The sequence below is a fragment of the Blastococcus brunescens genome (assembly GCF_035320885.1).
In the GTDB taxonomy this organism is placed as follows: Bacteria; Actinomycetota; Actinomycetes; order Mycobacteriales; family Geodermatophilaceae; genus Blastococcus_B; species Blastococcus_B brunescens.
Window position 1 is genome coordinate 609,941 of the sequence record NZ_CP141261.1, and the last position, 23,454, is coordinate 633,394.

A 23,454-nucleotide genomic window follows, 5' to 3' on the forward strand; every position below is an offset into this window, starting at 1 on the left:
TGTGGGTTTCCTGCGAGCCGCAGTGGGCGGGAACACCGGCACCGTCGCCGTCCGTTGATCACGATGTGCGCCTGAAGCGAGCCGCGACCGCCGATCCCACCCACACCGGGGAGGTGTCGGGCCCTGCGGTCTGCGATCCTGGGGGCGTGTCCGAGCCTGCCGACAGCCCCGCGCCCGAGGTGGCCTGGGTCGCGCCGACGTGGGAGCAGGTCGTCCGCGACCACTCCGCGCGCGTCTACCGGCTGGCCTACCGGCTCTCGGGGAACCCGCAGGACGCCGAGGACCTGACGCAGGAGACGTTCGTCCGCGTCTTCCGCTCGCTGGCCGACTTCTCGCCCGGGACCTTCGAGGGCTGGCTGCACCGGATCACCACGAACCTCTTCCTGGACATGGTCCGCCGCCGGCAGCGGATCCGGTTCGACGCGCTGCCCGAGGACACCGAGCGCCTGCCCGGCACCGCGCCGAGCCCCGAGCAGGTCTACGCCGACACTCACCTCGACCCGCAGGTGCAGGCGGCGCTCGACGCCCTGTCACCGGAGTTCCGCGTCGCCGTCGTCCTCTGCGACATCGAAGGCCTGACGTACGAGGAGATCGCGGCGACCCTCAACATCAAGCTGGGCACCGTCCGCAGCCGGATCCACCGTGGCCGCGTGCAGCTGCGCCAGGCCCTCGCCCACCTCGCCCCCGGCCGCTCCGTCGTCGAAACGGGTGGCGCGCCGGCATGAGCATCCCGGAGAGCCACCTGGCGCAGGAGGCGATCGCCGCGCTCGTGGACGGTGAACTGCCCTCCGGGCCGGCTGCCCGCGCCGCCCGGCACCTCTCCGGCTGCCTCCAGTGCCGGCTGTCCGTCGAGGCCCAGCGCGAGGCGAAGGAGGCGCTGCACGGATCGCGGGACGTCGCCGTGCCCGGCGACCTGATGTCGCGCCTGTGCGCCATCCCCTTCACCACCGATGTCGCGGGACCGGGTGGGCCCGGGCTCGGCACCGTGGCCGCCGGACCCGAGGGGCTCACCGTCAGCGGCACCTCCGGTGCCTGGTCGGTCGACCTGCAGCGCTCGGAGCGGACGCCCCGGCCCGGCCAGGCGCGCTGGCTGCGCCGCGGCCTCGCCGGGACCATGATCGGTCTCGGCGCGGGCGTGACGGCCCTCGCGCTGAACCTCCCGGCCAGCGGCGCGCCCGACACGGGGACGCGCGCCCCGGTGGCCGGACCGTCTGCTCCCGAGCAGCGCACCGAGGTCGTCCCGCCGGTCGTGCGCACGGTGACCGTCGGCAACGGCAGCACGCCACCGGCCCAGGGCGGAACCCCTGAGCGCCTCCGCCCAGCGCCCCAGCGGCGATTCCGGTCCGCCCGCGGACGGCGCCGCTGCGGGCGAGGAGGCGGTCTTCGCCCGGCCGACGGGTGCGGCGGGCGCCTTCGCGGACGTCCCCGACCGGCTTCCGCCCCGGCCGGTGTCGGCGCCGCAGCCGACGGCGGGACAGGAAGCGGCCTTCGGACGGCCGGCCACCGCCGACGGCGGCTTCGACGGCGGGCGGCCCACCCCGCCGCCCCGGCCAGTGCCACCACCCCCGGCCGAGGCCCTGCTGCGCGCCTTCGGGCCCAAGGGCACCGGGCAGCGCGGGCTCCAGGAACCCCCGGGCGGCCGGCCCGGTCGCCGACGCACCGCCACCGGACCGTGGTGGAAGCCCGATGCGCCGAGCGACCCGTGGCGCGATCCCTACGCCCCGGTCGCGCTCGGCGCGCCGGCCGTCTACGACGAGGCCGCCCAGCCGGGACCCATCGTCGTCGACCCCCAGGGCCGCAAGAAGGTGCGGCTGGGCGACCTGTCGGTGCGGCTGTCGGCGCTGGCGCTGCTCGCCGTGCTCCTCGTCGGCGCCGTCGGTGGTGGCATCGGCTGGTACCTGACGAAGGCCAACGACGAGACGCCCCTGCTCGCGCCCGGCACCCAGCTGTCCGAGGTCGACCCCGGCATCACCCGGGAACCGGGGTCGGTCTCCGAGATCGCGGACAACGTGATGCCGGCGGTCGTCTCCATCGAGGTGCGGGTGGGCCAGGCCGGTGCGACCGGCTCGGGCGTCGTCGTCGACAGCGAGAACGGCTACATCGTCACGAACAACCACGTCGTCTCCGGCGCCGAGGGCGTGGAGGGTGCGGAGATCCGGGCGGTCTTCTTCGACGGCAGCGGCTCGGCGGCCCGCATCGTCGGCCGCGACCCGGCCAGCGACCTCGCCGTCCTCAAGGTCGAGAAGCCTGGCTTGGTGTCGGCGTCCCTCGGCAACTCCGCCGACGTAGTCGTCGGCGACCCCGTCGTCGCCATCGGCTCGCCGCTGGGCCTGGCCGGCACCGTGACCAGCGGCATCGTGAGCGCGCTGGAGCGCCCGGTCCGGCTGGCCGGCGAGGGCAGCGACACCAACGCCGTCATCAGCGCCGTGCAGACCGACGCCCCGATCAACCCGGGCAACTCCGGTGGCGCGCTCGTGGACGCCAGCGGGGCACTGGTCGGGATCAACACCGCCATCGCCTCCACCGGGGCCGGGGGATCCATCGGGCTGGGGTTCGCCATCCCCGTCGACACCGTCCGCGACATCGCCGAGCAGTTGATCTCCACCGGGTCGGCCGTGCACTCCTCGCTCGGGGTGAACACGCGCTCGGTGACCGACGGGACGCGCGACGGCGCCCTCGTCCTGAACGTCGAGCCCGGCAGCGCCGCGGACTCGGCGGGCATCCGCGAGGAGGACGTCGTCATCGCCGTCGACGGCGAACGGGTCGGCAGCTCGGAGGAGCTGGTCGTCGCCATCGACGCCTTCGACCCGGGCGAGACCGTGACCGTCGAGGTCGTGCGCGGGGGCGGTTCCGTCGAGGTCGAGGCCACGCTCGACGCGGCCTGACGAAGGACCCCGTCCTCACCACCCTTCGCGAGCTCAGGGCGGGCCCCTGGACGGGGCCGCCTACGCTGGGGCAGGTTGCGGGGAGCGGCCCGGGAGACGGGAGCGGTGGTGTTCGACTCGATCGGCTGGAGCGAGATCATCGTCCTCGCGCTGGCCGCGCTGTTCATCTTCGGTCCCGAGCGGCTGCCCGATCTGGCCAAGGATGCCGCGTCCGGGCTCAAGCGGGTGCGGGCCGCGATCACCGGGATCCGCGAGCAGGTGAACGAGTCCCTCGGCGACGACCTGCCCGAATTCCGCGATCTCGACCTGCGCAAGTACCACCCCAAGACCTTCATCCGGAGCCAGTTGCTCGGCGACGAGGACGGGCCCACCGTCCACCGGGGAGCGCCGCTGCCGCCGCACCGGTCGTCGCCCGGCCGCGGGACCGCGCCGTCCCGCCCCCGTTCGACCCCGACGCCACGTGATCTGTCGTCCTCCGGACGACACCGCGGCCCAGGGGCCGTGCCCGGGTGCGTCGAGCCCCGCCGTCCCTCCTCGGGGAGGCCTCCGGCCCTCCGCTCGTCGGGACGGCTTGCGCCAGCTCTGAGTGCCTCACCGTGCTCGGCGAGGGCCGCGACGACGACCCCCGAGGGCGATCCGGAGGGGCTGATGCTGCCGGTCCGGGTGTTCGCCGTCCTCCGCGAGCGGTACGGCGTGCCCTCGCTCCTGGCGCTGTACGACGCCGACGGCCGACTCGGGCACGAGGCCGGCAGCTGGGTCGCCTTCGAGGAGGTGCTCACCGTTGCCGGCCTGCCGGTTGTGGGACGGCGTCGTGCGGGTCGCCGCGGTCGACGGCTTCCACGAGCTGACGGGCCGCCCCCACCAGCCGCCGCGCTTCGGCCCCTGGAGCGGGTGGGATCAGCTCAGCGCTTGACCGGGGTCAGCCCCAGCGACATGCCCGAGAGCCCACGCTGGCGGACGGCGAGCCCGTCGGCGATCCTCTCCAGCGCCTGTGCGGCGGCCGAATCGGGCTCGGCGAGCACGATCGGCGCGCCGGCGTCACCGGCCTCGCGCAGCCGGGTGTCCAGCGGGATCTGGCCCAGCAGGGGCACCCGGGCGCCCAGGGTCTTGGTCAGCGCGTCGGAGACCGCCTCGCCGCCGCCGGAGCCGAAGATCTCCATGCGCGAGCCGTCCGGCAGCTCGAGCCAGGACATGTTCTCGACGACCCCGACCACCTGCTGGTGGGTCTGCGTGGCGATGGCGCCCGCGCGCTCGGCCACCTCGGCGGCGGCCAGCTGCGGGGTGGTGACGACGAGGATCTCGGCGTTCGGCACCAGCTGGGCCACCGAGATCGCGACGTCACCGGTGCCCGGGGGAGGTCCATGAGCAGGACGTCGAGGTCGCCCCACCACACGTCGGCGAGGAACTGCTGCAACGCGCGGTGCAGCATCGGCCCGCGCCACACGACCGGGGTGTTGCCCGGGGTGAACATGCCGATGGAGATGACCTTCACGCCGTAGGCCTGAGGCGGCATGATCATGTTGTCGACCTGGGTCGGCTTCTCCTCGACGCCGAGCATGCGCGGCACCGAGTGGCCGTAGATGTCGGCGTCCACGACGCCCACCGACAGCCCGCGCTTGGCCAGGGCGGCTGCGAGGTTGACCGTGACGCTGGACTTGCCGACCCCGCCCTTGCCCGACGCCACCGCGTACACGCGGGTGAGCGAGCCGGGCTGGGCGAACGGGATGACCGGCTCGGCCGTGTCGGAGCCGCGGACGACCTTGCGCAGCTCGGCGCGCTGCTCGTCGTTCATCACGTCGAGCACGACAGACACCGACGTCACGCCGGGGACGGCGGAGACGGCCTGGGTGACGCGGTTGGTGATGGTCTCGCGCATCGGGCAGCCCGAGACGGTCAGGTAGACCTCGACGCGGACGGACCCGTCGTCGCCGATCTGCACGTCCTTGACCATGCCGAGCTCGGTGAGCGGGCGGTTGATCTCGGGGTCCTGGACGGTGGCCAGAGCGGCGGTGACGGCGTCGAGGGCCGGGAAGCCGGTCAGCGTGTCGGACATCGTTGCGTGTGTCTCCTTCGACGGGGACCCCGGTCGGCGGTGGCCGTCGACGGCGTGGACCTGCGCGATCGGGTCGCCTGCCACTGTACGGCGGGCGACGGGCGTGGCCGTGGGCCGGAGGGTGATCCGGGCCGCATCCGCACCTGAGGCCCCTCAGACGCCGAGCGCTCCGCCCTAGGGGTCGCCGCGTCCCGGAACTGCCCGGTCGACCGATGCCGGGAGGAGCCCCTCAGAACGATCGTCGTCGCCATGACCACGACACTTCTCCAGCAGCCCGGCAGCGCCCGGACGCCCAGCACCGACGTCCTCGGCGTCCTGCTCGCCGAGGTCCTCCTCGACGTGGCCGACGACGCCGCCGACCGCTACTCGAGCCGGACGCCGGCCGGGCGCGCCCTGCTGTCGCTCGCGGCCCTCGCCCGGCGGGCGGCGGGCGCCCTCGGCGTGGAGCCGGGCGTGGCGCTGACGTCGGGTCCGGGCATCGTGGTGCAGCGCGAGCTGGCCGCGGCTGCTCACCTGCTCGACGAGGCCGTCGCGGCCGCGGACGGCGAGTCGGACGAGGTCGCGGAACTCCTCGGGCCGGCCCAGCGGCTGCACGCGCACCTGCTGGAGGCGCTGGCGGCGACCGGCCGCTGATCCCTTCCGGACGGCACCACCGACCCGCGCGTCGTTAGGGTCGCCAGACATGTCCGCCCCCACCCGATCGACGGTGCTCCGCGACGCGATCGGGCTCGGCGTGGCGGTCGGTCTGTACGGCGCCGCGTTCGGAGCGGCCGCCGACGCCGCGGGCCTCGATCTCTGGCAGACGGTCACCATGTCGGCGCTCATGTTCACCGGCGCCTCCCAGTTCGCGATGGTCGGCGTCCTCGGGGCAGGGGCAGCGCGCTCGCCGCCGTCGGCAGCGCCCTGCTGCTCGGGACCCGCAACACCGTCTACGGCGTGCGGCTGGTCCCGTTGCTGCAGCCGCGCGGGCCCCTGCGACGGCTGGGCACGGCGCACTGGGTCATCGACGAGACGACGGCCTTGGCGATCGCTGCACCCGACAGCCGGCTGGCCCGGCTGGCCTTCCTCGCCGGTGGCGCCTCGATCTTCGTGATGTGGAACGTCACCACGGTGATCGGCGCGCTGGGCGCCGCAGCCCTGACCGGCCCGGCGCTGGCCGCTCTCGACGCCGTCGTGCCGGCCGCGTTCCTCGCGCTGTTGTGGCCGCGGCTTCGGAAGGGGTTTCCGGAGGCGGGGTCCAACTGCGGGTGGCGATCGGTGGCGCCGTCGTCGCCCTGGCGCTCACCCCGTTCGTGCCGGCCGGCGTCCAGGTGGTCGCGGCGGTGGTGGCGGTCGCGCTGGCGGGGCGCCCGCGTCCGCGGGAGGTGGCGGCGTGAGCGGGACGGCGCTGTGGGCGGCGGTGGTCACAGGAGCGGCCGGCTGCTACCTGCTCAAGCTCGCCGGGCTGTCGGTGCCCGCGTCCTGGGTGGAGCAGCCCTGGGTGGCCCGCATCGTGGACTTCGTGCCGGCTGCGCTGCTCGCCGCGCTGGTGGCGGTGCAGGCGCTGACCTCCGGGCAGGAGCTCGTCGTCGACGGCCGGCTGGCTGGGCTCGCCGTCGCGGCCCTCGCCCTGGCGTTACGGGCGCCGTTCATCGTCGTGCTGGTCCTCGCCGGGGCAGCGGGCGCCCTGGTGCACTCGCTCACCGGGTGACGTCCGGCCGGTGGTTGCCCCGAGCGGGTGAACGTCGGAATTCCGCATTGCCGGCCTGGTTCGCAGTGCACCACCGTGTGCCGTCCCGCCGGGCGGTGCCGCCTGGCCACGGAGTGGAGGCAGGCGTGCGCGGACGCACCGATCGATCCGGCCGGACCGGGCTGCGCCTCGCGGCATTCGCCGTCGCTGCGGCCTGTGTGCTCAGCAGCACCCCGGCCGGTGCGGCGCCGGCGGACGCATGGTCGTCGGAGACCGCCGGTGGGGCCAACGCGTCGACCAACCCGGGCGAATCGGTGATCACCGCCGCCAACGCGGCACGGGCGCGCGTGGCCTGGACGGTCGACGGAAACGGTGGACCGCTCGTCGCTCCGACCGTGGTCGGTGGGCAGGTCTTCCGTGTCCGGGACACCGGCTCGGCGGGCCCCGCGAGCACCTTCGAGGTGCGGTCGGCGCGCACCGGCGCGGTGGCCTGGACACTCGCGCTGCCGGGGAACGCCTTCTACGAGCAGGGCGTGACGGTGGACGCCGCGCGCTCCTCGCCATCGTGTCGTTCAAGGGGTTCGGCCGTCCGCACGGCGTCGTGGCCGTCGACCTCGCCGCCAGGCGGATCGCCTGGACCCGCGACCTGCCCCCGCGCCGCCACAGCTGGTCGGGCAACGACGTCCACGGCGCCGGTCCGGTGGTCTCCGACGGAACCCGGGTCTTCGTCGCCGGTGCCGACAACGCCGTGAACGCCTTCCGCCTCACCGACGGTGCGCCGCTGTGGACGGTCCCTCTCGCCCTCCGGGGTGAACGCCTCCTGCACCAGTGGTACGGGACGGCCACCTCTCGCGGCGTCGCCTACGTCGGCACCACGCAGGGACTCGGCGCGTACGACGCGGCCTCCGGGCGCTCCCTGTGGTCCGCGCCGGCGGCGGGCAGGCCCGTGGTCGCTGCGGGGAGGGTGTTCGTCGCCCGGGCGGGCGGGGTCACCGCGGTGGACGCGGCCGGCTGCGCAGCGGTCACCTGCCCGGTCTTGTGGAACCGGGAGCTCGGGCCGTCCAAGACCTCGCCACCGGGGGCCGACGGCCGGGCGCCGAGGATCGGCGGCGCATCCGGGAGCACGCTCTTCGCGACCTACTTCGACTACGGGGACGGCATGACGCAGCGAGGCGTGCTGGTGCGCCTCTCGGCGTCGACCGGCGCCGTGCTCTGGTCGACGTCCACGCTCGAGAATCCCGGCACGCCCGCGCGAGCCGGCGGCACCGTGTGGCTGATCGCCGATCCAGGGCCCGACGGAACTGGGGTGCGATCGGTCGAGGGGTACCGGGCGAGCGGTCGCGGTACGGCGTCCCTGTTCCGCTACGAGCTGCCCGTCGGACAGCGCGGGTTCTACGGCGGGGTCGCCATCTCGTCGGGGACGGTCGTCGCCCAGTCGATGTCCGGGATGGTGGTCGGCTTCCGCGTTCCCGGGACCTGACCCGTCCGGCGGCGACCGGGCCAGGGTGCCGGCGTGACGACGACGCCACGCAGCTGGTGGGTCTGCCGGTAGGCGGACCGTCGTCGCACGACCAGACCGCCGCTGCGCAGAGCCGGTCCGGGACGTCCCGTCCTTCCGCGGCCCGGAGCCGACCGGAGGACCGCTGATCATGGATCAGTACTCGCTCGCGGACGTGCGTGCGGCGATCGACCGCATGGACGGCGAGCCGGCCGAGGCCGACCTCCCGACCGGCCGCTGCTCCGGCGGGGGCGACCGCGGTGGCCGGCCGGCTGCTCGACGTGCTGCGAACCGTGACCGGCTGACTCAGCGGTTCCCGGGGCGGGATCCGGTGTCAGGGGACCGGGTCGCGCCGCTTCTTCCCCTTCTTCTCGCGCTTCTCGCCGTCGTCCGTGGCGTCGTCGGTGAGCCGGTTGAGCTCGCTGCGGATGAAGTCGCGGGTGGCGAGCTCGCCGACGGCGACCCGCAGCGAGGCCAGCTCCCGGGCCAGGTACTCGGTGTCCGCGCGCACCGCGGCCGAGCGGGCGCGGTCCTCCTCGGCCTGCACGCGGTCGCGATCGGCCTGCCGGTTCTGGGCCAGCAGGATGAGCGGTGCGGCGTAGGCGGCCTGGGTGGAGAAGGCCAGGTTCAGCAGGATGAACGGGTAGGGGTCCCAGCGGAGCCTCACCGCGAAGACGTTCAGCGCGATCCAGGCGATCACGAGGATGGTCTGCACCGCCAGGAAACGCCCGGTGCCGAGGAACCGGGCGATCGTCTCGGCGAACGCGCCGACGGCGTCGGGGTTCAGCCGCAGGAAGCTGCCGAACCGGCGCGCCTGCCCCCGCGGGACGTCAAGACGGGGGCGTCAGCCACGACGGGCCCGCTCGCGCCAGTCGTCGGGGAGCAGGTGGTCGAGCACGTCGTCGACGCTCACCGCTCCCACCAGACGGCCCTGGGCGTCCACCACCGGGGCAGCCACCAGGTTGTAGGTCGCGAAGTAGCGGGTGACCTCTGCCAGCGGCGCCTCGGGACGCAGCGGCTCCAGGTCGTCGAGCACCCCGCTGACCAGGGACGACGGGGGTTCGCGCAGCAGCCGCTGGATGTGCGCCAGCCCCAGGTAGCGCCCGGTCGGCGTCGCCGACGGCGGACGGCACACGTAGACCTGGCTGGCCAGGGCCGGGGTGATCTCCTCCTCGCGCACCCGCGCCAGCGCCTCGGCGATCGTGGCGTCCGGGGCGAGGATCACCGGCTCGCTGGTCACGATGCCGCCGGCGGTGTCCTCGGAGTACTTGAGCAGCTGGCGGACCGGCTCGGCTTCGTCGGGCTCCATGAGCTCGAGCAGCCGGTTGCGGTCGACGTTGGAGAGCTCGGCCAGCAGGTCGGCGGCGTCGTCGGGGTCCATCACCTCGAGGACGTCGGCCGCCCGCCGCTCGTCGAGGGTGCCCAGGATGGTCACCTGGAGGTCCTCGGGCAGCTCCCCGAGGACGTCGGCCAGCCGCTCGTCGTCCAGGGCCTCGGCCACCTCGTGCCGCCGCTTGACCGGGAGCTCCTGGAGGGCGTGCGCGACGTCGGCGGCGTTGAGTTCGCGGTAGGTGGCGATCAGCGTCTCCGCGCCCTGACCGGTCTGGGGAGAGCCAGTCCCTCGACCTCGTCCCAGGAGAGCTGGTGCAGCTGGCCGCGGCGCCCCAGCCGCCCCGGCTCCTGGACGGCGACCCGGGACAGCACCCAGTCGCCGGTGCGGGTCTGCTCGATGCCCGCGTCGACGACGTGCGCCGGTTTCCCGGACTCGACGATGCGGACGGTGCGGTCCAGCAGCTCGCCCAGGACCAGCGTCTCGCCGCCCCGCTGCTCGAACCGCTTGAGGTTGAGGGTGCCCGACGCGAGCATCACCGCACCGGGGTCGACGGCGGTGACGCGGCCCATGGGGATGAAGATCCGGCGGCGGGCGACCACCTCCACCACGATGCCGAGCACCCGCGGGGTCGCGGTGCCGACGCGCAGCGCGATCACCACGTCGCGCACCTTCCCGACCCGGTCCCCGTTGGGGTCGAACACGGTCAACCCGGCGAGCCGGGAGACATACGCCCTGCTCGCCGTCGTCACGGGGGCTGAGGTTACCGTCGGCGGCGTGCCGTCCCGGGATGAGCTGGACTACGAGATCGTCGACGTGTTCGCGCCGGGGCCGTTCGCCGGGAATCCGCTGGCCGTCGTGTTCGGCGCCGATGCCCTGACCACCGCCCAGTGCCAGGCGCTCGCCTTCGAGTTCCACCTGTCGGAGACGTCGTTCCTCTGCGCCCCGACGGAGCCCGGGGCCGACTACCGGGTGCGCATCTTCACGCCCTTCGCCGAGCTGCCCTTCGCCGGGCACCCGAGCGTCGGTGCGGCGCACACGCTGGTGCGGACCGGACGGCTTCCTGCGGGAACGGTGCGGCAGGAGTGCGGGGCAGGCGTGCTCGACCTGCTGGTCGACGACCGGGGCGCGACGCTGTCCGGCGGGCGACCGACCCTCGAGGACGGGCCGCCGCCCGCCGAGCTGGCCGCGGCCCTGGGGTTGAGCGAGACCGACGTCACCGGCGTGCCGGCCGACGTGGCGGGGTGCGGTCTGCCCTTCGCCTACCTGTCGGTGCGGTCCGGCGCCGTCGACCGGGCGGTCCCCGACCAGCGGACGCTGGACGCGCTCGGCGTGGGGAGGGCGTCTCGGTGTTGTCCTGGGATGCCGCGACCTCCACCGCCTACGCCCGCGTGTTCGCCGGCGACCTGCGCTGGGGCGAGGACCCGGCCACCGGCTCGGCTGCGCTGGGCACCGGCGTCTGGCTGGTGGAGAGCGGCCTGCTGGCGTCCGAGGGGACGTCGTCCTACGTCGTCCGGCAGGGGAGAAGCTGGGTCGGCCGTCGGTGCTCGAGTGCACCGTGACCGCTGCCGGCGACCGTGCCGTGGCAGCGACCGTGCGCGGGGACGTCGTCCCGATCGCGCGTGGCCGCATCCGCGTGCCCGCATGACGAAGGACCCCGCCCCCTCACCCTCGCTCCGCTCGGACCGAGCCTCTGGGCGGGGCCACGGCTGACGCCTGGGCGCTGCACCGGCCGGGCACGCGGGACGTCGGCCTGCTCTCCCTCGCCGTCGTCGGCGTCTCGCTGTCGGCCCCGCTGACCGCGATGGTCACCGCGCCGATGCTGGCGCTGGCGTTCTGGCGCAACGCCGCGGGTGCCGCCGCGCTGCTGCCGGTGCTGCTGACCCGGGAGCGCTCGACGCTCACCGGGCTGCGCGGGCGCGACCTGCGCAGCTCCGTCGTCGCAGGGCTGTTCCTCGCGGCGCACTTCGCCGCGTGGCTGCCCAGCCTGTCGATGACGACGGTCGCTGCGTCGGTCGCGCTGGTCACCACCACGCCGATCTGGACGGCGCTGGCCGCCCGGGTGTCGGGTGTGCGGCTACCGGCCGCGGTGTGGTGGGGCCTGCTGATCGCGTTCGCCGGCGTCGTGCTGATCGTCGGCGTGGACGTCACGGTGAGCCTCGAGGCGCTGGCGGGCGACGCGCTGGCCCTGCTGGGGGCGATCTGCGCCGGTGGGTACGTGCTGGCCGGGGCGCGCGCCCGCCGGCGGCTGGCCACCTCGGCCTACGCCGTCGTCTGCTACTCGGTGTGCGCCGTCGTGATCGCGGTCGCGGCGCTGCTGGTGGACGCACCGCTGGGCGGGTTCGAGGCCCGGGACTGGTGGCTGATCGCGGGCATCACCGTCTCCGCGCAGCTGTTCGGGCACACGCTGCTGAACCTGGTGCTCTCGTCGGTCGGCCCGACGGTCGTGAGCCTCGCCATCCTCCTCGAGGTCCCCGGGGCGCTGCTCTTCGCGCTCGTCCTGCTCGGGCAGGTGCCGCCGCTGCTGGCCCTCCCCGGGGTCGCGCTGGTGGTGGTCGGGGTGGCCCTGGTCGTGCGGGCCAGCCGGCCGCAGACCCTGGTGGAGGCGGGCACCTGAAAGTCGCCGACCCGGCCGTGATCATCGACTTGTTGCCGGAGACACGCGCCGACGCGCCGCAGGGGACGGCAACAACCCGATGATCAACTCCGGGTGAGCGAGGCCGAAGCGCCCTGGCTACTCTCCGGTAGCTGAAGACGCCGTCGTCTGCACGAAGAGAGGCACCGTGGCCGAGCTCCGATCCCGTCGTTCCAATCTCGCCGTCCCGGGCAGCAACCCCCGGTTCCTGGAGAAGGCCAAGGGCCTCCCGGCGGACCAGGTGTTCCTCGACCTCGAGGACGCGTGCGCACCGCTGGCCAAGCCCGGCGCCCGGAAGAACATCGTCGCCGCGCTGAACGAGGGGGCTGGGGCGAGAAGATCCGCACCGTCCGGGTCAACGACTGGACGACGGAGTGGACCTTCCAGGACGTGCTCGAGGTCGTCGGCGGCGCCGGCGCGAACCTGGACTGCATCATGCTGCCGAAGGTCCAGGACGCCGCCCAGGTCAAGGCGCTGGACATGCTGCTCAGCCAGATCGAGAAGGCCAACGGCCTCGAGGTCGGCCGGATCGGCATCGAGGCGCAGATCGAGACGGCGCAGGGCCTGATCAACGTCAACGACATCGCGTTCGCCAGTGACCGCATCGAGACGATCATCTTCGGGCCGGCCGACTTCATGGCCAGCATCAACATGAAGTCGCTGGTGGTCGGGGCCCTGCACCCCGACTACCCGGGCGACCCCTTCCACTACATCCTGATGCAGATCCTCATGGCCGCCCGCGCCCGCGGTGTGCAGGCGATCGACGGGCCGTTCCTGCAGGTGCGCGACGTGCCGGCGTTCGAGGAGGTCGCCAAGCGTTCGGCGATGCTCGGCTTCGACGGCAAGTGGGTGCTGCACCCGGGCCAGATCGACGCGGCCAACGAGATCTATGCGCCGTCCCAGGAGGACTACGACCACGCCGAGCTGATCCTCGACGCCTACGACTGGGCGACGTCGGAGGCCGGAGGCAAGAAGGGCTCGGCGATGCTCGGCGACGAGATGATCGACGAGGCCAGCCGCAAGATGGCGCTGGTCATCGCCGGCAAGGGCCGCGCCGCGGGCATGGACCGGACGTCGTCCTTCACCCCGCCGGAGGCGTGAAGCGCTCCAGCTGACGCAGCGACGGCGGTCGTCCGGGGATCCCGGCGGCCGCCGGCGTCGTGTCCGTAGGAAACTCGATACCGAACCGTCCGCAAACGCCGGGTGACGACCCGTCGCGGAGCCGTCCGGCGGCCATCGGGAGGGTTGTGGTGCGAGACCCGCGCGCGGACCGTGTCCGCTGAAGGACCGTCCGTGCTCATAGCGGGGGCGAGGAGTGGGGCCATGACCGACGGCGTCATCATCCGGGAAGCCGACGCCACCATCCAGGCGATGCTGGTGGCATCGGGCGGCAAGCCGGTGATCCAGATCATCTACGACCCCGAGGCCGACACCACGAGCATCCAGAGCGTCGGGTTCGAGCACGGCAAGATCCCGAATTACATCTACACGCTGGGCCGGGTGCTCGTGGGCGAGATCTAGCCGGACCGGGACCTCAGCTGAAGCCGTTGCTGCTGAGCGCGGCGAAGGCGATGATCCAGAGCAGGATGATCAGCACGAAGATCGCCGTCACGATGCCCCCGACGATGATCCCGGCCAGCGCCAGGCCGTCGCCGTCCTCGCCGGTCTGACGGATCTGCTTGCGGGCGACGATGCCCAGGATCAGCCCGGCCGGGGCGAAGACAAAGGCCATGACCAGGGCCAGGATCGCCATGGTGTTGGTCGGCCGGACGTGGACGGGCGGGTAACCCGGTGGCGGTCCGTACCCCGGTGGCGGGAAGCCCGGCTGCCCGTACCCCTGCTGCCCGTACCCCTGCTGCCCGTATCCGGGAGGGGCGTAGCCGGGGGCGGCTGGCCGTACCCGGCCGGCGGGGTTCCCGGTGGCGGTGGGGACGGCGGATCGCCCCGGTAGAGGTTCTCGTCGTCGGTGCTCATGCGTCCTCCTGGCAGGCGGTGCCGGTCGGGGTACTCCACCACGCGGACGGGCGAAGCGTGATCAGGCACACGGCGGAGGGTCGCCGGGCGTGGCCCATACTCACCGGTAACTCGGACACCGGAGTCCCGAAGGAGTGGACCGTTGACCCGCTTGGCACAGACCGCTGACCTCACCGACATCCAGCGCGAGATCCTCTCGACGGTCAAGAGCTTCGTCGACCGCGAGATCATCCCGCACGCGCAGGAGCTCGAGCACGGCGACATCTACCCGCAGAAGATCGTCGACGGGCTCAAGGAGCTCGGCATCTTCGGTCTGATGATCCCGGAGGAGTACGGCGGTCTCGGCGAGTCGCTGCTGACCTACGCGCTCGTCGTCGAGGAGATCGCCCGAGGCTGGATGAGCGTCTCCGGCGTCATCAACACGCACTTCATCGTCGCCTACATGATCAAGCAGCACGGCACGCAGGAGCAGAAGGAGCACTTCCTCCCGCGGATGGCGACCGGCGAGGTGCGGGGCGCCTTCTCCATGTCCGAGCCGGGGCTGGGTTCCGACGTCGCGGCGATCCGCACCAAGGCGGTCCGTGACGGGGACGACTACGTCATCGACGGCCAGAAGATGTGGCTGACCAACGGTGGCAGCTCCACCCTGGTCGCGGCGCTCGTCCGGACCGACGAGGGTGCCGAGAGGGCCCACCAGAACCTGACGACGTTCCTCGTCGAGAAGCCGTCCGGGTTCGGCGAGGTCGCCCCCGGCCTCACCATCCCCGGCAAGATCGACAAGATGGGCTACAAGGGCGTCGACACCACCGAGCTGGTGTTCGACGGCTACCGCATCGGCGCCGACATGGTCCTCGGCGGGGCGCCGGGCAAGGGTTCGCCCAGATGATGGACGGCGTCGAGGTCGGCCGGGTCAACGTCGCCGCCCGGGCCTGCGGGATCTCCATCCGCGCCTTCGAGCTCGCCGTGGCCTACGCCCAGCAGCGTGAGACGTTCGGCAAGCCGATCGCCCAGCACCAGGCGATCGCCTTCCAGCTGGCCGAGATGGCCATCAAGGTCGAGGCCGCCCACCAGATGATGGTCAACGCCGCCCGCCTCAAGGACGCCGGGCAGCGCAACGACGTCGAGGCCGGCATGGCCAAGGTGATCGCCAGCGAGTATTGCGCCGAGGTGACCACCCAGTCGTTCCGGATCCACGGCGGCTACGGCTACTCGAAGGAGTACGAGATCGAGCGGCTCATGCGCGAGGCGCCGTTCCTGCTCATCGGCGAGGGCACGAGCGAGATCCAGAAGACCATCATCAGCCGTGGCCTGCTCAAGGAGTACAAGCTCAAGGGCTGACCCGGCCGGCCGCGACAGCGGGCGCTGATGCGCAGGTTCCGTGCCCGGAACTGCGCATCAGCGCCCATCGTCGTCCCGCATCAGCCGGTGCTGTCGGCCGTCTCGTCGAAGCGGACCTCGACCTCGTCGACGCCGAGCGACTGCGCGAGCCCGGTCAGCATGACGCGGGTGTTGGTCTCGGCGCGCTCGCGGAGGTCGCTCTGGGCGGCCGCCGCGGTCAGCCGGTCCTCGGCCACCGCGTAGAGCGCGCTGTCGTCGACCGGGTCGTCGCCGACCGCGTCGCCGATCCGGTCGAACAGGCCTCGGTCGCGGTCGAGGACGCGGCTCTCCTGCTGGTCGATCCGCACCTCGTCCAGGCGCGGGGCCGGCAGCTCGATGGTGGCGGCCGTGCCGTCGGCGGAGAGGGTGACGGCTCCGGCGTCCAGGGCTGCGAAGTCGACGTAGGCGTCGGCGGTGCCGGTCGCGAGCAGCTGGACCCGCTCGCCGCTGATGGCCGCGGGCACGTAGCGGGTGTCCACCTCGCGGTCGACGACGACCTGGAAGGTGCCGCTGGCCGCGTGGTACTCGTGCAGGTCCTCGAGGGCCAGCAGCAGCGGGGTCGTGCTCCGGTCGACGACGTCCTGGCCGAACGGGTTGTCCGGCAGCCAGTCGGCGAACTGCAGGCCGGCCGGCACGAGCACGGCCAGGCCGACTCCCGCGGCGACGAGCTTTCCCCGCCCTCGCCGGGAGCGGCGCGGGGGACGGTCCGCGTCGGCGTCGGTGCGGCGGAAGTCCTGCAGGAGAGCGGGCATGCGCGTCCTCTCGGGCCTGGCGGGGGAGTGCGGCGTACAGCGCCAGCCGCGCGCAGGTTGTTCCCCGTCCCTCTGTTGTGCTCTGCCCGCCACGGCGGGCAGGGCACACCTGTCCGCAGAGTCATGCCGGACGGAGGCCGTCAGCGGGCCGGGCAGCGCTCGTAGTTCCGGCGCGCTGACAGATGGCCGACCAGCGCGATCCCGGCGCACCACGCCGTCGCCACCAGGCCGCTGGAGCCGATCGCCGTCCCGGTGAGCAGCAGGCCGCGCACCGTCTCGATGATCGGCGTGACGGGCTGGTGCTCGGCGAACCAGCGCAGCCCGGCCGGCATGGACTCCACCGGCACGAACCGCTGCCGAAGAACGGCAGGAGCATCAGCGGCATCGGTACGTTGCTGGCCGCCTCGACGGTCTTCGTCCACAGCCCCATCGCGATCGACAGCCAGGACAGCGCGAAGCTGGTCATGGCCAGGACGCCGGCGACCGCCGGCCACTCGAGCCGGCTCGCGACGGAGCTGGTCGACGAAGGGGGTGAGGGCACCAGGCCCCGGAGTGGGCCTCCGCGCGCACCGTGTAGGCAGGACGCATGCGTGCCGCGGGAGTGACCGAGTTCGGCGGGCGGGAGGCCCTGCACATCGTCGACGTCGAGCCGGAGCCGCTCGGCCCGGGCCGGGTCCGGCTCCGGGTGGGGGCGGCCGCGGTGAACCCGACCGACACCTACGCCCGGTCGGGCGCCTACGCGGAGCGCGACCCCGTCAAGACGCCGCCGTGGGTCCCCGGGATGGACCTCGCCGGCGTCGTGACCGAGGTGGGCGAGGGCGTCGACCACCTCGCCGTGGGGGATGGGGCCATGGGCATCGTCGTCCCCTTCGGCCCGTACGGGGCCTACCGCGAGGACAAGGTGCTGTCCGGCGACTCCGTCGTCCGGGCGCCGCGCGGTGCCGACGCCGTCGCCGCGTCGACCCTGCCGATGAACGGCCTCACCGCCCGCTTCGCCCTCGACCTCATGGGCCTGCAGCCCGGCCAGGTGGTGGCGGTGACCGGCGCGGCCGGGGCGTTCGGCGGCTACGTCGTCCAGCTGGCCAAGGCCGACGGTCTGACCGTGGTCGCCGACGCCTCCGAGGCCGACGAGGCGCTCGTGCGGGACCTCGGCGCCGACGTCGTCGTGCGGCGGGGCGAGGACGTCGCGGCGCGGATCCGCGAGCCGTTCCCCGACGGCGTCGACGGACTGGCCGACGGCTCGGTGCAGGACGCCCAGGTGCTGCCCGCGGTGAAGGACGGCGGGGCCGTGGCGACCGTGCGCGGTTACCGGGGGACGGGCAGCGAGGACTGCGGTTCTTCCCGACGCTCGTGCGCAGGGTCGCCGAGGACCGCGCAGCCCTCGACCGGCTGCGTCAGCAGGTCGAGGAGGGCGTGCTCACCCTGCGCGTCGCGCAGACCCTCGCAGCGGAGCAGGCGGCCGAGGCCCACCGGATGCTCGAGCGCGGCGGGGTCCGCGGCCGCCTGGTCCTCACCTTCTGAAGTCGCGGGTGGCACCCGCCACCTGATTGGGTGCAGGAGCGGTTCCGGGCAGTGGCGCCCGGACGACGTCGGCGGAGGTTTCTGCATGGTGCACAGGCTCGTCGTCAGCTACGGACAGCCGGACGACCCGGCGGCGTTCGACGCCTACTACCGCGAGACCCACACCCCGCTCGCGCTGGAGCAGCCCGGCCTGGTCCGGCTGACCTTCGGGCACGGCGCATCGCTGGACCCCGCGCAGCCGGCGCCGTACCTCGTGGCCGAGCTCGACTTCGACTCCGAGCAGGCGATGGGGAGGCGCTCGCCTCTCCGGAGGGCCGGGCGGCCGGGCAGGACCTGGCCAACTTCGCCACCGGCGGCGCGACGTTCACCCACTTCGAGGTGCAGACCGCGAGCGCGGGCAGGTGAACGGCGCGCAGGCACTGATCCGCACGCTCGTCGACGCCGGCGTCGACGTCTGCTTCGCCAATCCGGGCACCTCGGAGATGCACTTCGTCGCGGCGCTGGACGACGTGCCCGACATGCGGGCCGTGCTGACCCTGTTCGAGGGGTCGCGACCGGGGCCGCCGACGGATACGCCCGGATGGCGGGCCGCCCGGCGGCCACCCTGCTGCATCTGGGCCCGGGGATGGCGAACGGGCTGGCGAACCTGCACAACGCCCGGCGCGGACGGACGCCGCTGGTCAACGTCGTGGGTGACCACGCGCGCTCGCACAAGCGGCTGGACGCGCCACTGGAGTCCGACATCGACGCCGTCGCCGGAACGGTCTCCGGCTGGGTGCGCCGGTCCCTGGCACCTGCGGACGTCGCGGCCGACGCCGCAGCCGCAGTGGCCGCCGCGGCCTCGTCCCCGGGCACGATCGCCACGCTGATCCTGCCCGCGGACGTCTCCTGGTCCGACGGCGCCGACGTCGCCCCGCCGTTGCCCGCCCGGCCGGCGCCGCACGTCGCGCCCTCGGTGGTGGACGACGTCGCCGCAGCCCTGGCGTCCGGCGAACCGGCCGTCCTCTTCCTCGGCGGCGACGCGATGAGCGCCGACGGGCAGCTCGCCGCCGCCCGGGTGACCGCGGGCACCGGCGCCCGGCTGATGTCGGAGACCTTCCCGGCCCGCGCCGTCCGCGGTGCGGGGATGCCCGACCTCACCCGCCTGCCCTATCCGCCGGAGATGGCGATGGCCGCCCTGGCCGGGACGAGGCACCTGGTGCTGGCGGGCGCGGAGGCCCCGGTGCACTTCTTCGGGTACCCCGACGTGCCCGGGCACCCGGTGCCCGAGGGCTGCACGGTGCACGTGCTCAGCGCGCCGGGGAGGACGCCGTCGCCGCGCTGCAGGCCCTCGCCGGACGCGTGGCCCCGGACGCCGAGCCGGTGCTGCCGGAGGCGGAGCGACCGGAGCTGCCCACGGGGAGCTCACCCCGCGCAGCATGGCCGCGGTCATCGGGGCGCTGCTGCCCGAGCGGGCGATCGTGGTCGACGAGGCGCTGACCTCGGGCGTGGGTCTCATGGAGCTCACCTCCGGCGCGCCCCTGCACGACTGGCTCTCCCTCACCGGTGGGGCGATCGGCGACGGGCTGCCGATGGCGCTCGGCGCGGCGGTCGCCTGCCCCGACCGGCCGGTCATCGGCATCCAGGCCGACGGCAGCGCCATGTACACGATCTCGGCGCTGTGGAGCTACGCCCGCGAGCAGCTCGACATCACCACGATCGTCTGCGACAACGGCTCGTACGCGATCCTCCAGCACGAGCTGGAGCGGGTCGGGGCAGCCAGCGACGGGCAGCGGGCCGGGCAGCTGCTCGACCTCGGCGGACCGGGCCTGGACTTCGTCGCCCTCGCCACCGGAATGGGGGTACCGGCGACCCGGGCGACGACGGCCGAGGAACTGGCCGACCAGCTGCGGCGGGCGCTCGCCGCGCCGGGGCCGCACCTCATCGACGCCGTCCTGCGGCGCTGAGAGCGGCGGTCGCCCCCACCGTGCGGAGGGGCCGACCGCCGCGGTCGCTCAGCTACTTCTTGCCGTGCGTCAGGTTGTCCATCTGCGAGCTGGTGTCGGCCTTGGCCTTCTTCTCGCTGCGCTTCTCCTTGATCGACTTGCCGCTGGCCTTCTTCGTCATCGACTGTCGCGGGGACTTGTCACCCATGGCGCGCTCCCTCATCGGGAGCCCGAGCGGCTCCGTGCGGCGGACGCTACGCGCCGGAGGGCTGCCCCGGCGTGTCCCGCCCCGATGACCGCGGGGCGCTCCGACGCGGCTCTCCCCGCGAGGGCCTCGAAGGGCAGCAACGCGGGGTCACCCTTTGCGCTTGGCGTCCGCGGCGAGCCGGGCCATCTGGGACTCCGTCATCTGCTCTTTCGCCTTGCGCTCGGCCCTCTTCTCCTTGATCGACTTCGCCGACTTCTGCGAGTGGTGGGCGTCGTGCGGGGACTTGTCGCCCATGGCGACCTCCCTCGTCCGGGGCGGGACCGATGCGCGGACGCTACGCCCGTGAGGACCCGAGATCGAGGGTGTCTCCCACGGCCGCGCCCGGATCTCTCTCCAGCGACGGACGACCGGCAACCGGCGCCGGTCCGCCGTCCTCGGGAGGTTGATCCTCATGGCATCCGACGCACCGACGTACCGGGAACTGCTGGAGGAGGCACGCGAGCTCGGCCGGCTCGACGGCCGGTTCGCCGCGGCCTTCGAGCCATCGGGCGCCGAGGTCTCCGCCGGTCGCTGTCTCGGCCGGACGCCGGAGGACTTCGCCCGCCTCCTGTGGGCGCGGAGGCACGGAGCGCCGCCGGTGGGGCTCGAGCTCAACGCGCCGCTCTGGTACGCCGCCGGCTTCGCCGAGGCGGTGGCCGAAGCCACCGCGCGGAGCAGCGACACGGCGGGCCTGTGGTTGCGGCGGGTGCTGCGCTGACCGGAGCCGTGGGGCCGGTCATCATCGACGGGTGGCCCGGTCGGTTCTGGTGGTGGCGGGGTGCTGCTCCTCGTGCTCGCGCTGATCACCGGGCTGCTGTGGGGGTTCCAGCGGACGCTGATCTACCTGCCCGACGACGGGCCCGTCGGTTCCGCCGCCTCCGCGCTCCCGGGCGCGCGGGACGTCGTCCTGCGCACCGCGGACGGGCTCGAGCTGGGGGCTGGTATCTGCCGGCCCGCACGGCCGATGCCGCCACGGTGCTCGTCGCCAACGGCAACGGTGGGCACCGGGGATGCGCGCGCCGCTCGCACGGGCGCTCTCGGACGCCGGGCTGGGGGTCCTGCTGTTCGACTACCGCGGCTACGGCGGCAACCCGGGCAGTCCGACCGAGGACGGCCTCGCCCTCGACGTGCGCGCCGCCCGGCAGTTCCTCCTCGACGACGGCGTGCCTCCCGCGCGGCTCCTCTACGTCGGGGAGAGCCTGGGCGCCGCCGTCGTCACCGAGCTCGCCACCGAGCACCCCCGGCCGGGTTGGTGCTGCGGTCACCGTTCGTCGACCTCGCGTCGGTCGCCGCCGTCCACTACCCGGTGCTGCCGGTGCGGGCGCTGCTGCGCGACGAGTTCCCGGTGGCCGAGCAGATCGCGCGCGTCGACGTCCCGACGACGGTCGTCTACGGGAACGCCGACACGATCGTGCCGCCGGAGCAGAGCCGGGCCGTCGCCGACGCGGCAGCTCAGCTGCACCGGCTGGTGGAGGTGCCCGGCGCCCACCACAACGACGCCGTCCTGCTGGACGGCGACGCGCTGGTGGACGCCGTCGTCGAGCTGGCGTGAGCCCTCAGCCGACCGGCTCGGCCACCGGGCGACGTCCCCACTGGACGGCGACCACCGCGACGACGGCGACCACGACGCCGACGACCGGCGGGATGAACCAGCCGGCCTCGTTGCTCCACCAGGCGGCCACCGCGGCGACGACGTAGGCGCCGAGGTTGCGCCACTCGAACGCGGGCAGGTTCGACGCGGCCGGCATCCCGCCGCGCCACCGGGCCAGGAAGTCACCGATCACCACGCCGCCCAGCGGCGGGATGAGGATGCCGAGCCAGACCAGGTACTCGATGAGGTTGTCGTAGATGCCGGTGATGGCCAGCAGCGTGCCGAGGACGACGCCGCCGATCACGAACGGCTTCTTCGAGCGGCTGTTGGCGATCTCGGCGCCGGCGACGCCGAAGTTGTAGGCGGTGTTGTCGTTGGTGGTCCACAGGTTGGCGACCAGGAACACCAGGCCCCAGCCGACCAGACCGAGCTCGTAGAGGACGAGGACGAAGTCGCCCTCGCCGAAGGAGATGGCCCCGATGGCGCCGAAGCCGAGCATGAGCAGCTCGCCGATGAGGAAGGCGATGACGCAGGCCCAGAACCCGGCCGACGGCGTGCGCGCGAACCGGGTCCAGTTGGGTGCCTGGGTGCCGCCGGAGGCGAAGGTGCCGACGACGATGGTGACCGCGGCGGCGACCGTCATCGTCTCGCTCGGCACGATCGCGGTCAGGCCGCTCCAGCCGCCGACCTCGTCCAGCGACCGCCAGGTGACCCAGCCGGCGAGCACCAGCAGCAGCGGGACCGACACGAGCGACAGGGCGTACATGCCCTTGTAGCCGTAGTAGGCGGTGACGCCCATGATCGCGCCGCCGGCGATCATCAGCGCGATCTCGACGCCGCGACCGGACCAGTCCAGGGCGCTGGCGGTGAGCCCGGCCAGCGTCGCGACGGTGACGCCGTACCAGCCGACCTGCGTGCCGCCGAGCAGCAGCGAGGCGAGCTTGGCGCCGGTGCGGCCGAGCGCGTAGCGGCACATCATCACCGTCGTGAGGCCGGTGCGGGCGCCGATGCCGCCGATGACGGCGACGTACACGCCGAGGACGGCGCTGCCGAGGAGCAGCACCCAGATCAGGGTGCCCACCTCGAACGCCGCTCCGATCTGGGCGCCGGCCAGCATCGTGGGCGTGAAGAAGGTGAAGCCCAGCAGCACGATCCCCAGGGAGAACAGCGACTTCCGGGCGTGCTGCGGAACCGGGTCGATCGGGTAGTCGGGATCGATCTCCCCGGCCGCCTGCGCGACGTCGTCCCGACGATCGGTGCTGCTGCTCATCCGTCGACCTCCTGCGTGGTGTCGTCTTCCCCGATGTCCTCGTTCCACAGCGCGGGGTGCGCGGCGATGAACTCGGTCATCAGCTGCACGCACTCCGGGTCGTCGAGCACGAGCACCTCGACGCCGTTCTCGGCCAGCCAGTCGTGCCCGCCGGAGAAGGTCTGCGCCTCGCCGACGACGAGCCGGGAGATGCCGAACTGGCGCACCAGCCCGCTGCAGTACCAGCAGGGCGACAGCGTGGTGACCATCGTCGTGCCGCGGTAGGTCGCCTGGCGCCCGGCATTGCGGAAGGCGTCGGTCTCGCCGTGCACCGACGGGTCGTCGTCCTGGACCCGGCGGTTGTGCCCGCGGCCGAGCACGGTGCCGTCGGCGCCGATGAGCGCGCCCCCGATGGGGATGCCGCCCTCGGCCAACCCGGCGCGGGCCTCCTCGATGGCGACCGCCAGCCACGACCGGGCCGTCGACTCGTCCAGCGGCACTGTCATCCGGCTTCCTCTCCCCGTGGGGGCGCACCGATCAGTGCGCAGACCCTGGCAGAGATGTCACGCCGCGTCGATGCCTGGCAGGTCTCCGTCCGGTTACGACTGCGGGCGGGAGTGGCCGTGGGGCCGACGGCTCGGCCTCCTCGCCACGGGGGCCGGCGGGCGTGCGGCAGCCATGGGCGGGCCCACCCGGCCGTTCACCTGACCGGGTGGACCTGCGGGTCCCTGGGGTCGGTTTGTCCACA

27 protein-coding genes and 7 pseudogenes are annotated in these 23,454 nt (G+C 73.6%); 23 read left to right on the top strand and 11 right to left on the bottom strand.

The window, feature by feature from the left end; all coding sequences use genetic code 11:
• Window positions 1–146: 146 nt before the first annotated feature.
• The 3 genes and pseudogenes from sigE to U6N30_RS04340 all read left to right on the top strand — a co-directional run.
• The gene (gene sigE / locus U6N30_RS04330; RefSeq protein ID WP_324276281.1) at window positions 147–725 is read left to right on the top strand and encodes an RNA polymerase sigma factor SigE; all 579 of its coding nucleotides are present in this window, start codon (window positions 147–149) and stop codon (window positions 723–725) included.
• Between the two features lie 723 nt (window positions 726–1,448).
• A complete protein-coding gene (locus tag U6N30_RS04335) occupies window positions 1,449–2,885 on the top strand; it encodes a S1C family serine protease (RefSeq protein ID WP_324276282.1) in 1,437 nt (478 codons plus the stop codon).
• A gap of 108 nt (window positions 2,886–2,993) precedes the next feature.
• A pseudogene (locus U6N30_RS04340) lies at window positions 2,994–3,080 on the top strand (twin-arginine translocase TatA/TatE family subunit); the annotation flags it as partial.
• 707 nt (window positions 3,081–3,787) lie between these two features.
• On the opposite strand, the pseudogene U6N30_RS33235 reads toward U6N30_RS04340, so the two are convergent.
• A pseudogene (locus U6N30_RS33235) lies at window positions 3,788–4,938 on the bottom strand (Mrp/NBP35 family ATP-binding protein).
• A 249-nt stretch (window positions 4,939–5,187) separates the two neighbouring features.
• On the opposite strand from U6N30_RS33235, the gene U6N30_RS04355 reads away from it, so the two are divergent.
• The 6 genes and pseudogenes from U6N30_RS04355 (at window position 5,188) to U6N30_RS04380 (ending at window position 8,087) form a co-directional block, all read left to right on the top strand.
• Window positions 5,188–5,571 carry a hypothetical protein gene (locus tag U6N30_RS04355; protein ID WP_324276283.1) on the top strand — a complete coding sequence of 128 codons (384 nt, stop codon included), beginning with the start codon at window positions 5,188–5,190 and terminating at the stop codon, window positions 5,569–5,571.
• Window positions 5,572–5,620: 49 nt separating this feature from the next.
• Window positions 5,621–6,015: pseudogene (locus tag U6N30_RS04360) on the top strand (AzlC family ABC transporter permease); the annotation flags it as partial.
• A 170-nt stretch (window positions 6,016–6,185) separates the two neighbouring features.
• Window positions 6,186–6,314, top strand: a complete 129-nt coding sequence (locus U6N30_RS04365; RefSeq protein ID WP_324276284.1) for a hypothetical protein — start codon at window positions 6,186–6,188, stop codon at window positions 6,312–6,314.
• Entirely contained in the window at window positions 6,311–6,628 is a 318-nt protein-coding gene (locus U6N30_RS04370) for an AzlD domain-containing protein (RefSeq protein WP_324276285.1), read from the top strand. Before U6N30_RS04365 ends, U6N30_RS04370 begins: the two co-directional genes overlap by 4 nt.
• Before the next feature lie 125 nt (window positions 6,629–6,753).
• Window positions 6,754–7,359 carry a hypothetical protein gene (locus U6N30_RS04375; RefSeq protein ID WP_324278650.1) on the top strand — a complete coding sequence of 202 codons (606 nt, stop codon included), beginning with the start codon at window positions 6,754–6,756 and terminating at the stop codon, window positions 7,357–7,359.
• A complete protein-coding gene (locus U6N30_RS04380) occupies window positions 7,254–8,087 on the top strand; it encodes an outer membrane protein assembly factor BamB family protein (RefSeq protein WP_324278160.1) in 834 nt (277 codons plus the stop codon). The genes U6N30_RS04375 and U6N30_RS04380 overlap by 106 nt, the downstream gene beginning before the upstream one ends.
• Before the next feature lie 352 nt (window positions 8,088–8,439).
• Here the strand turns inward: U6N30_RS04380 and U6N30_RS04385 are convergent, their stop codons facing one another.
• The 3 genes from U6N30_RS04385 to U6N30_RS04395 form a co-directional block, all read right to left on the bottom strand.
• Window positions 8,440–8,898: a DUF1003 domain-containing protein gene (locus U6N30_RS04385; protein ID WP_324278161.1), complete on the bottom strand. Its 459-nt coding sequence runs from the start codon at window positions 8,896–8,898 to the stop codon at window positions 8,440–8,442.
• A 51-nt stretch (window positions 8,899–8,949) separates the two neighbouring features.
• On the bottom strand, window positions 8,950–9,606 hold the full coding sequence (locus U6N30_RS04390) for a magnesium transporter MgtE N-terminal domain-containing protein (protein ID WP_324276286.1): 657 nt from the start codon (window positions 9,604–9,606) through the stop codon (window positions 8,950–8,952).
• A 77-nt stretch (window positions 9,607–9,683) separates the two neighbouring features.
• On the bottom strand, window positions 9,684–10,187 hold the full coding sequence (locus U6N30_RS04395; protein WP_324276287.1) for a PRC-barrel domain-containing protein: 504 nt from the start codon (window positions 10,185–10,187) through the stop codon (window positions 9,684–9,686).
• A gap of 25 nt (window positions 10,188–10,212) precedes the next feature.
• Between U6N30_RS04395 and U6N30_RS04400 the strand changes: the two genes are divergently transcribed.
• The 5 genes and pseudogenes from U6N30_RS04400 (at window position 10,213) to U6N30_RS04420 (ending at window position 13,591) form a co-directional block, all read left to right on the top strand.
• On the top strand, window positions 10,213–11,148 hold the full coding sequence (locus tag U6N30_RS04400) for a PhzF family phenazine biosynthesis protein (RefSeq protein WP_324276288.1): 936 nt from the start codon (window positions 10,213–10,215) through the stop codon (window positions 11,146–11,148).
• A 91-nt stretch (window positions 11,149–11,239) separates the two neighbouring features.
• Complete coding sequence (locus U6N30_RS04405; protein ID WP_422678024.1) at window positions 11,240–12,052, top strand: DMT family transporter; 813 nt, start codon at window positions 11,240–11,242, stop codon at window positions 12,050–12,052.
• A gap of 166 nt (window positions 12,053–12,218) precedes the next feature.
• Window positions 12,219–12,329, top strand: a pseudogene (locus tag U6N30_RS04410) (CoA ester lyase); the annotation flags it as partial.
• Between the two features lie 5 nt (window positions 12,330–12,334).
• On the top strand, window positions 12,335–13,171 hold the full coding sequence (locus U6N30_RS04415) for an HpcH/HpaI aldolase/citrate lyase family protein (protein ID WP_324276289.1): 837 nt from the start codon (window positions 12,335–12,337) through the stop codon (window positions 13,169–13,171).
• A 192-nt stretch (window positions 13,172–13,363) separates the two neighbouring features.
• Window positions 13,364–13,591, top strand: a complete 228-nt coding sequence (locus tag U6N30_RS04420; RefSeq protein ID WP_324276290.1) for a hypothetical protein — start codon at window positions 13,364–13,366, stop codon at window positions 13,589–13,591.
• 13 nt (window positions 13,592–13,604) lie between these two features.
• On the opposite strand, the gene U6N30_RS04425 is transcribed toward U6N30_RS04420, so the two are convergent.
• Window positions 13,605–13,823 carry a DUF4190 domain-containing protein gene (locus U6N30_RS04425; protein ID WP_324276291.1) on the bottom strand — a complete coding sequence of 73 codons (219 nt, stop codon included), beginning with the start codon at window positions 13,821–13,823 and terminating at the stop codon, window positions 13,605–13,607.
• Window positions 13,824–14,186: 363 nt separating this feature from the next.
• Between U6N30_RS04425 and U6N30_RS04430 the strand changes: the two genes are divergently transcribed.
• Together U6N30_RS04430 and U6N30_RS04435 are read left to right on the top strand one after the other, a co-directional pair.
• Window positions 14,187–14,930, top strand: coding sequence for an acyl-CoA dehydrogenase family protein (locus tag U6N30_RS04430; protein WP_324276292.1), 744 nt, complete (start codon window positions 14,187–14,189; stop codon window positions 14,928–14,930).
• On the top strand, window positions 14,927–15,382 hold the full coding sequence (locus tag U6N30_RS04435; RefSeq protein WP_324276293.1) for an acyl-CoA dehydrogenase family protein: 456 nt from the start codon (window positions 14,927–14,929) through the stop codon (window positions 15,380–15,382). Before U6N30_RS04430 ends, U6N30_RS04435 begins: the two co-directional genes overlap by 4 nt.
• Window positions 15,383–15,462: 80 nt before the next feature.
• Here the strand turns inward: U6N30_RS04435 and U6N30_RS04440 are convergent, their stop codons facing one another.
• Both U6N30_RS04440 and U6N30_RS04445 read right to left on the bottom strand, forming a co-directional pair.
• Complete coding sequence (locus tag U6N30_RS04440) at window positions 15,463–16,173, bottom strand: DUF4230 domain-containing protein (RefSeq protein ID WP_324276294.1); 711 nt, start codon at window positions 16,171–16,173, stop codon at window positions 15,463–15,465.
• Window positions 16,174–16,313: 140 nt separating this feature from the next.
• Window positions 16,314–16,514 (bottom strand): hypothetical protein, encoded by a 201-nt coding sequence (locus U6N30_RS04445; RefSeq protein ID WP_324276295.1) that lies wholly within the window; start codon window positions 16,512–16,514, stop codon window positions 16,314–16,316.
• Between the two features lie 245 nt (window positions 16,515–16,759).
• On the opposite strand from U6N30_RS04445, the pseudogene U6N30_RS04450 reads away from it, so the two are divergent.
• The 5 genes and pseudogenes from U6N30_RS04450 to U6N30_RS04470 all read left to right on the top strand — a co-directional run.
• Window positions 16,760–16,966 (top strand): annotated as a pseudogene (locus tag U6N30_RS04450) (alcohol dehydrogenase catalytic domain-containing protein); the annotation flags it as partial.
• 557 nt (window positions 16,967–17,523) lie between these two features.
• Window positions 17,524–17,694 (top strand): zinc-binding dehydrogenase, encoded by a 171-nt coding sequence (locus U6N30_RS04455; RefSeq protein ID WP_324276296.1) that lies wholly within the window; start codon window positions 17,524–17,526, stop codon window positions 17,692–17,694.
• 154 nt (window positions 17,695–17,848) lie between these two features.
• Window positions 17,849–17,923 (top strand): annotated as a pseudogene (locus U6N30_RS32955) (EthD family reductase); the annotation flags it as partial.
• A 172-nt stretch (window positions 17,924–18,095) separates the two neighbouring features.
• A pseudogene (locus U6N30_RS04465) lies at window positions 18,096–18,352 on the top strand (thiamine pyrophosphate-binding protein); the annotation flags it as partial.
• A gap of 760 nt (window positions 18,353–19,112) precedes the next feature.
• Entirely contained in the window at window positions 19,113–19,640 is a 528-nt protein-coding gene (locus tag U6N30_RS04470) for a thiamine pyrophosphate-dependent enzyme (protein ID WP_324276297.1), read from the top strand.
• Window positions 19,641–19,692: 52 nt separating this feature from the next.
• Here the strand turns inward: U6N30_RS04470 and U6N30_RS04475 are convergent, their stop codons facing one another.
• Window positions 19,693–19,827: a hypothetical protein gene (locus U6N30_RS04475; RefSeq protein WP_324276298.1), complete on the bottom strand. Its 135-nt coding sequence runs from the start codon at window positions 19,825–19,827 to the stop codon at window positions 19,693–19,695.
• Between the two features lie 147 nt (window positions 19,828–19,974).
• Window positions 19,975–20,121, bottom strand: a complete 147-nt coding sequence (locus tag U6N30_RS04480) for a hypothetical protein (protein WP_324276299.1) — start codon at window positions 20,119–20,121, stop codon at window positions 19,975–19,977.
• A 157-nt stretch (window positions 20,122–20,278) separates the two neighbouring features.
• Between U6N30_RS04480 and U6N30_RS04485 the strand changes: the two genes are divergently transcribed.
• Together U6N30_RS04485 and U6N30_RS04490 are read left to right on the top strand one after the other, a co-directional pair.
• Window positions 20,279–20,584, top strand: a complete 306-nt coding sequence (locus U6N30_RS04485; protein ID WP_324276300.1) for a hypothetical protein — start codon at window positions 20,279–20,281, stop codon at window positions 20,582–20,584.
• 60 nt (window positions 20,585–20,644) lie between these two features.
• On the top strand, window positions 20,645–21,418 hold the full coding sequence (locus U6N30_RS04490; RefSeq protein WP_324276301.1) for an alpha/beta hydrolase: 774 nt from the start codon (window positions 20,645–20,647) through the stop codon (window positions 21,416–21,418).
• Between the two features lie 4 nt (window positions 21,419–21,422).
• On the opposite strand, the gene codB is transcribed toward U6N30_RS04490, so the two are convergent.
• Together codB and U6N30_RS04500 are read right to left on the bottom strand one after the other, a co-directional pair.
• The gene (codB, locus tag U6N30_RS04495; protein ID WP_324276302.1) at window positions 21,423–22,727 is read right to left on the bottom strand and encodes a cytosine permease; all 1,305 of its coding nucleotides are present in this window, start codon (window positions 22,725–22,727) and stop codon (window positions 21,423–21,425) included.
• On the bottom strand, window positions 22,724–23,212 hold the full coding sequence (locus U6N30_RS04500) for a nucleoside deaminase (RefSeq protein ID WP_324276303.1): 489 nt from the start codon (window positions 23,210–23,212) through the stop codon (window positions 22,724–22,726). The genes codB and U6N30_RS04500 overlap by 4 nt, the downstream gene beginning before the upstream one ends.
• Window positions 23,213–23,454: the final 242 nt, after the last annotated feature.

Bases quoted from the DNA above. Each gene is read 5' to 3' on its own strand.
- U6N30_RS04355 (WP_324276283.1), top strand. From the start codon at position 5,188: ATGACCACGACACTTCTCCAGCAGCCCGGCAGCGCCCGGACGCCCAGC.
- U6N30_RS04405 (WP_422678024.1), top strand. From the start codon at position 11,240: ATGGTCACCGCGCCGATGCTGGCGCTGGCGTTCTGGCGCAACGCCGCG.
- U6N30_RS04425 (WP_324276291.1), bottom strand. From the start codon at position 13,823: ATGGCGATCCTGGCCCTGGTCATGGCCTTTGTCTTCGCCCCGGCCGGG.
- U6N30_RS04435 (WP_324276293.1), top strand. From the start codon at position 14,927: ATGATGGACGGCGTCGAGGTCGGCCGGGTCAACGTCGCCGCCCGGGCC.
- U6N30_RS04440 (WP_324276294.1), bottom strand. From the start codon at position 16,173: ATGCCCGCTCTCCTGCAGGACTTCCGCCGCACCGACGCCGACGCGGAC.
- U6N30_RS04470 (WP_324276297.1), top strand. From the start codon at position 19,113: ATGGCCGCGGTCATCGGGGCGCTGCTGCCCGAGCGGGCGATCGTGGTC.
- U6N30_RS04475 (WP_324276298.1), bottom strand. From the start codon at position 19,827: ATGGGTGACAAGTCCCCGCGACAGTCGATGACGAAGAAGGCCAGCGGC.
- U6N30_RS04480 (WP_324276299.1), bottom strand. From the start codon at position 20,121: ATGGGCGACAAGTCCCCGCACGACGCCCACCACTCGCAGAAGTCGGCG.
- U6N30_RS04485 (WP_324276300.1), top strand. From the start codon at position 20,279: ATGGCATCCGACGCACCGACGTACCGGGAACTGCTGGAGGAGGCACGC.
- codB (WP_324276302.1), bottom strand. From the start codon at position 22,727: ATGAGCAGCAGCACCGATCGTCGGGACGACGTCGCGCAGGCGGCCGGG.
- U6N30_RS04500 (WP_324276303.1), bottom strand. From the start codon at position 23,212: ATGACAGTGCCGCTGGACGAGTCGACGGCCCGGTCGTGGCTGGCGGTC.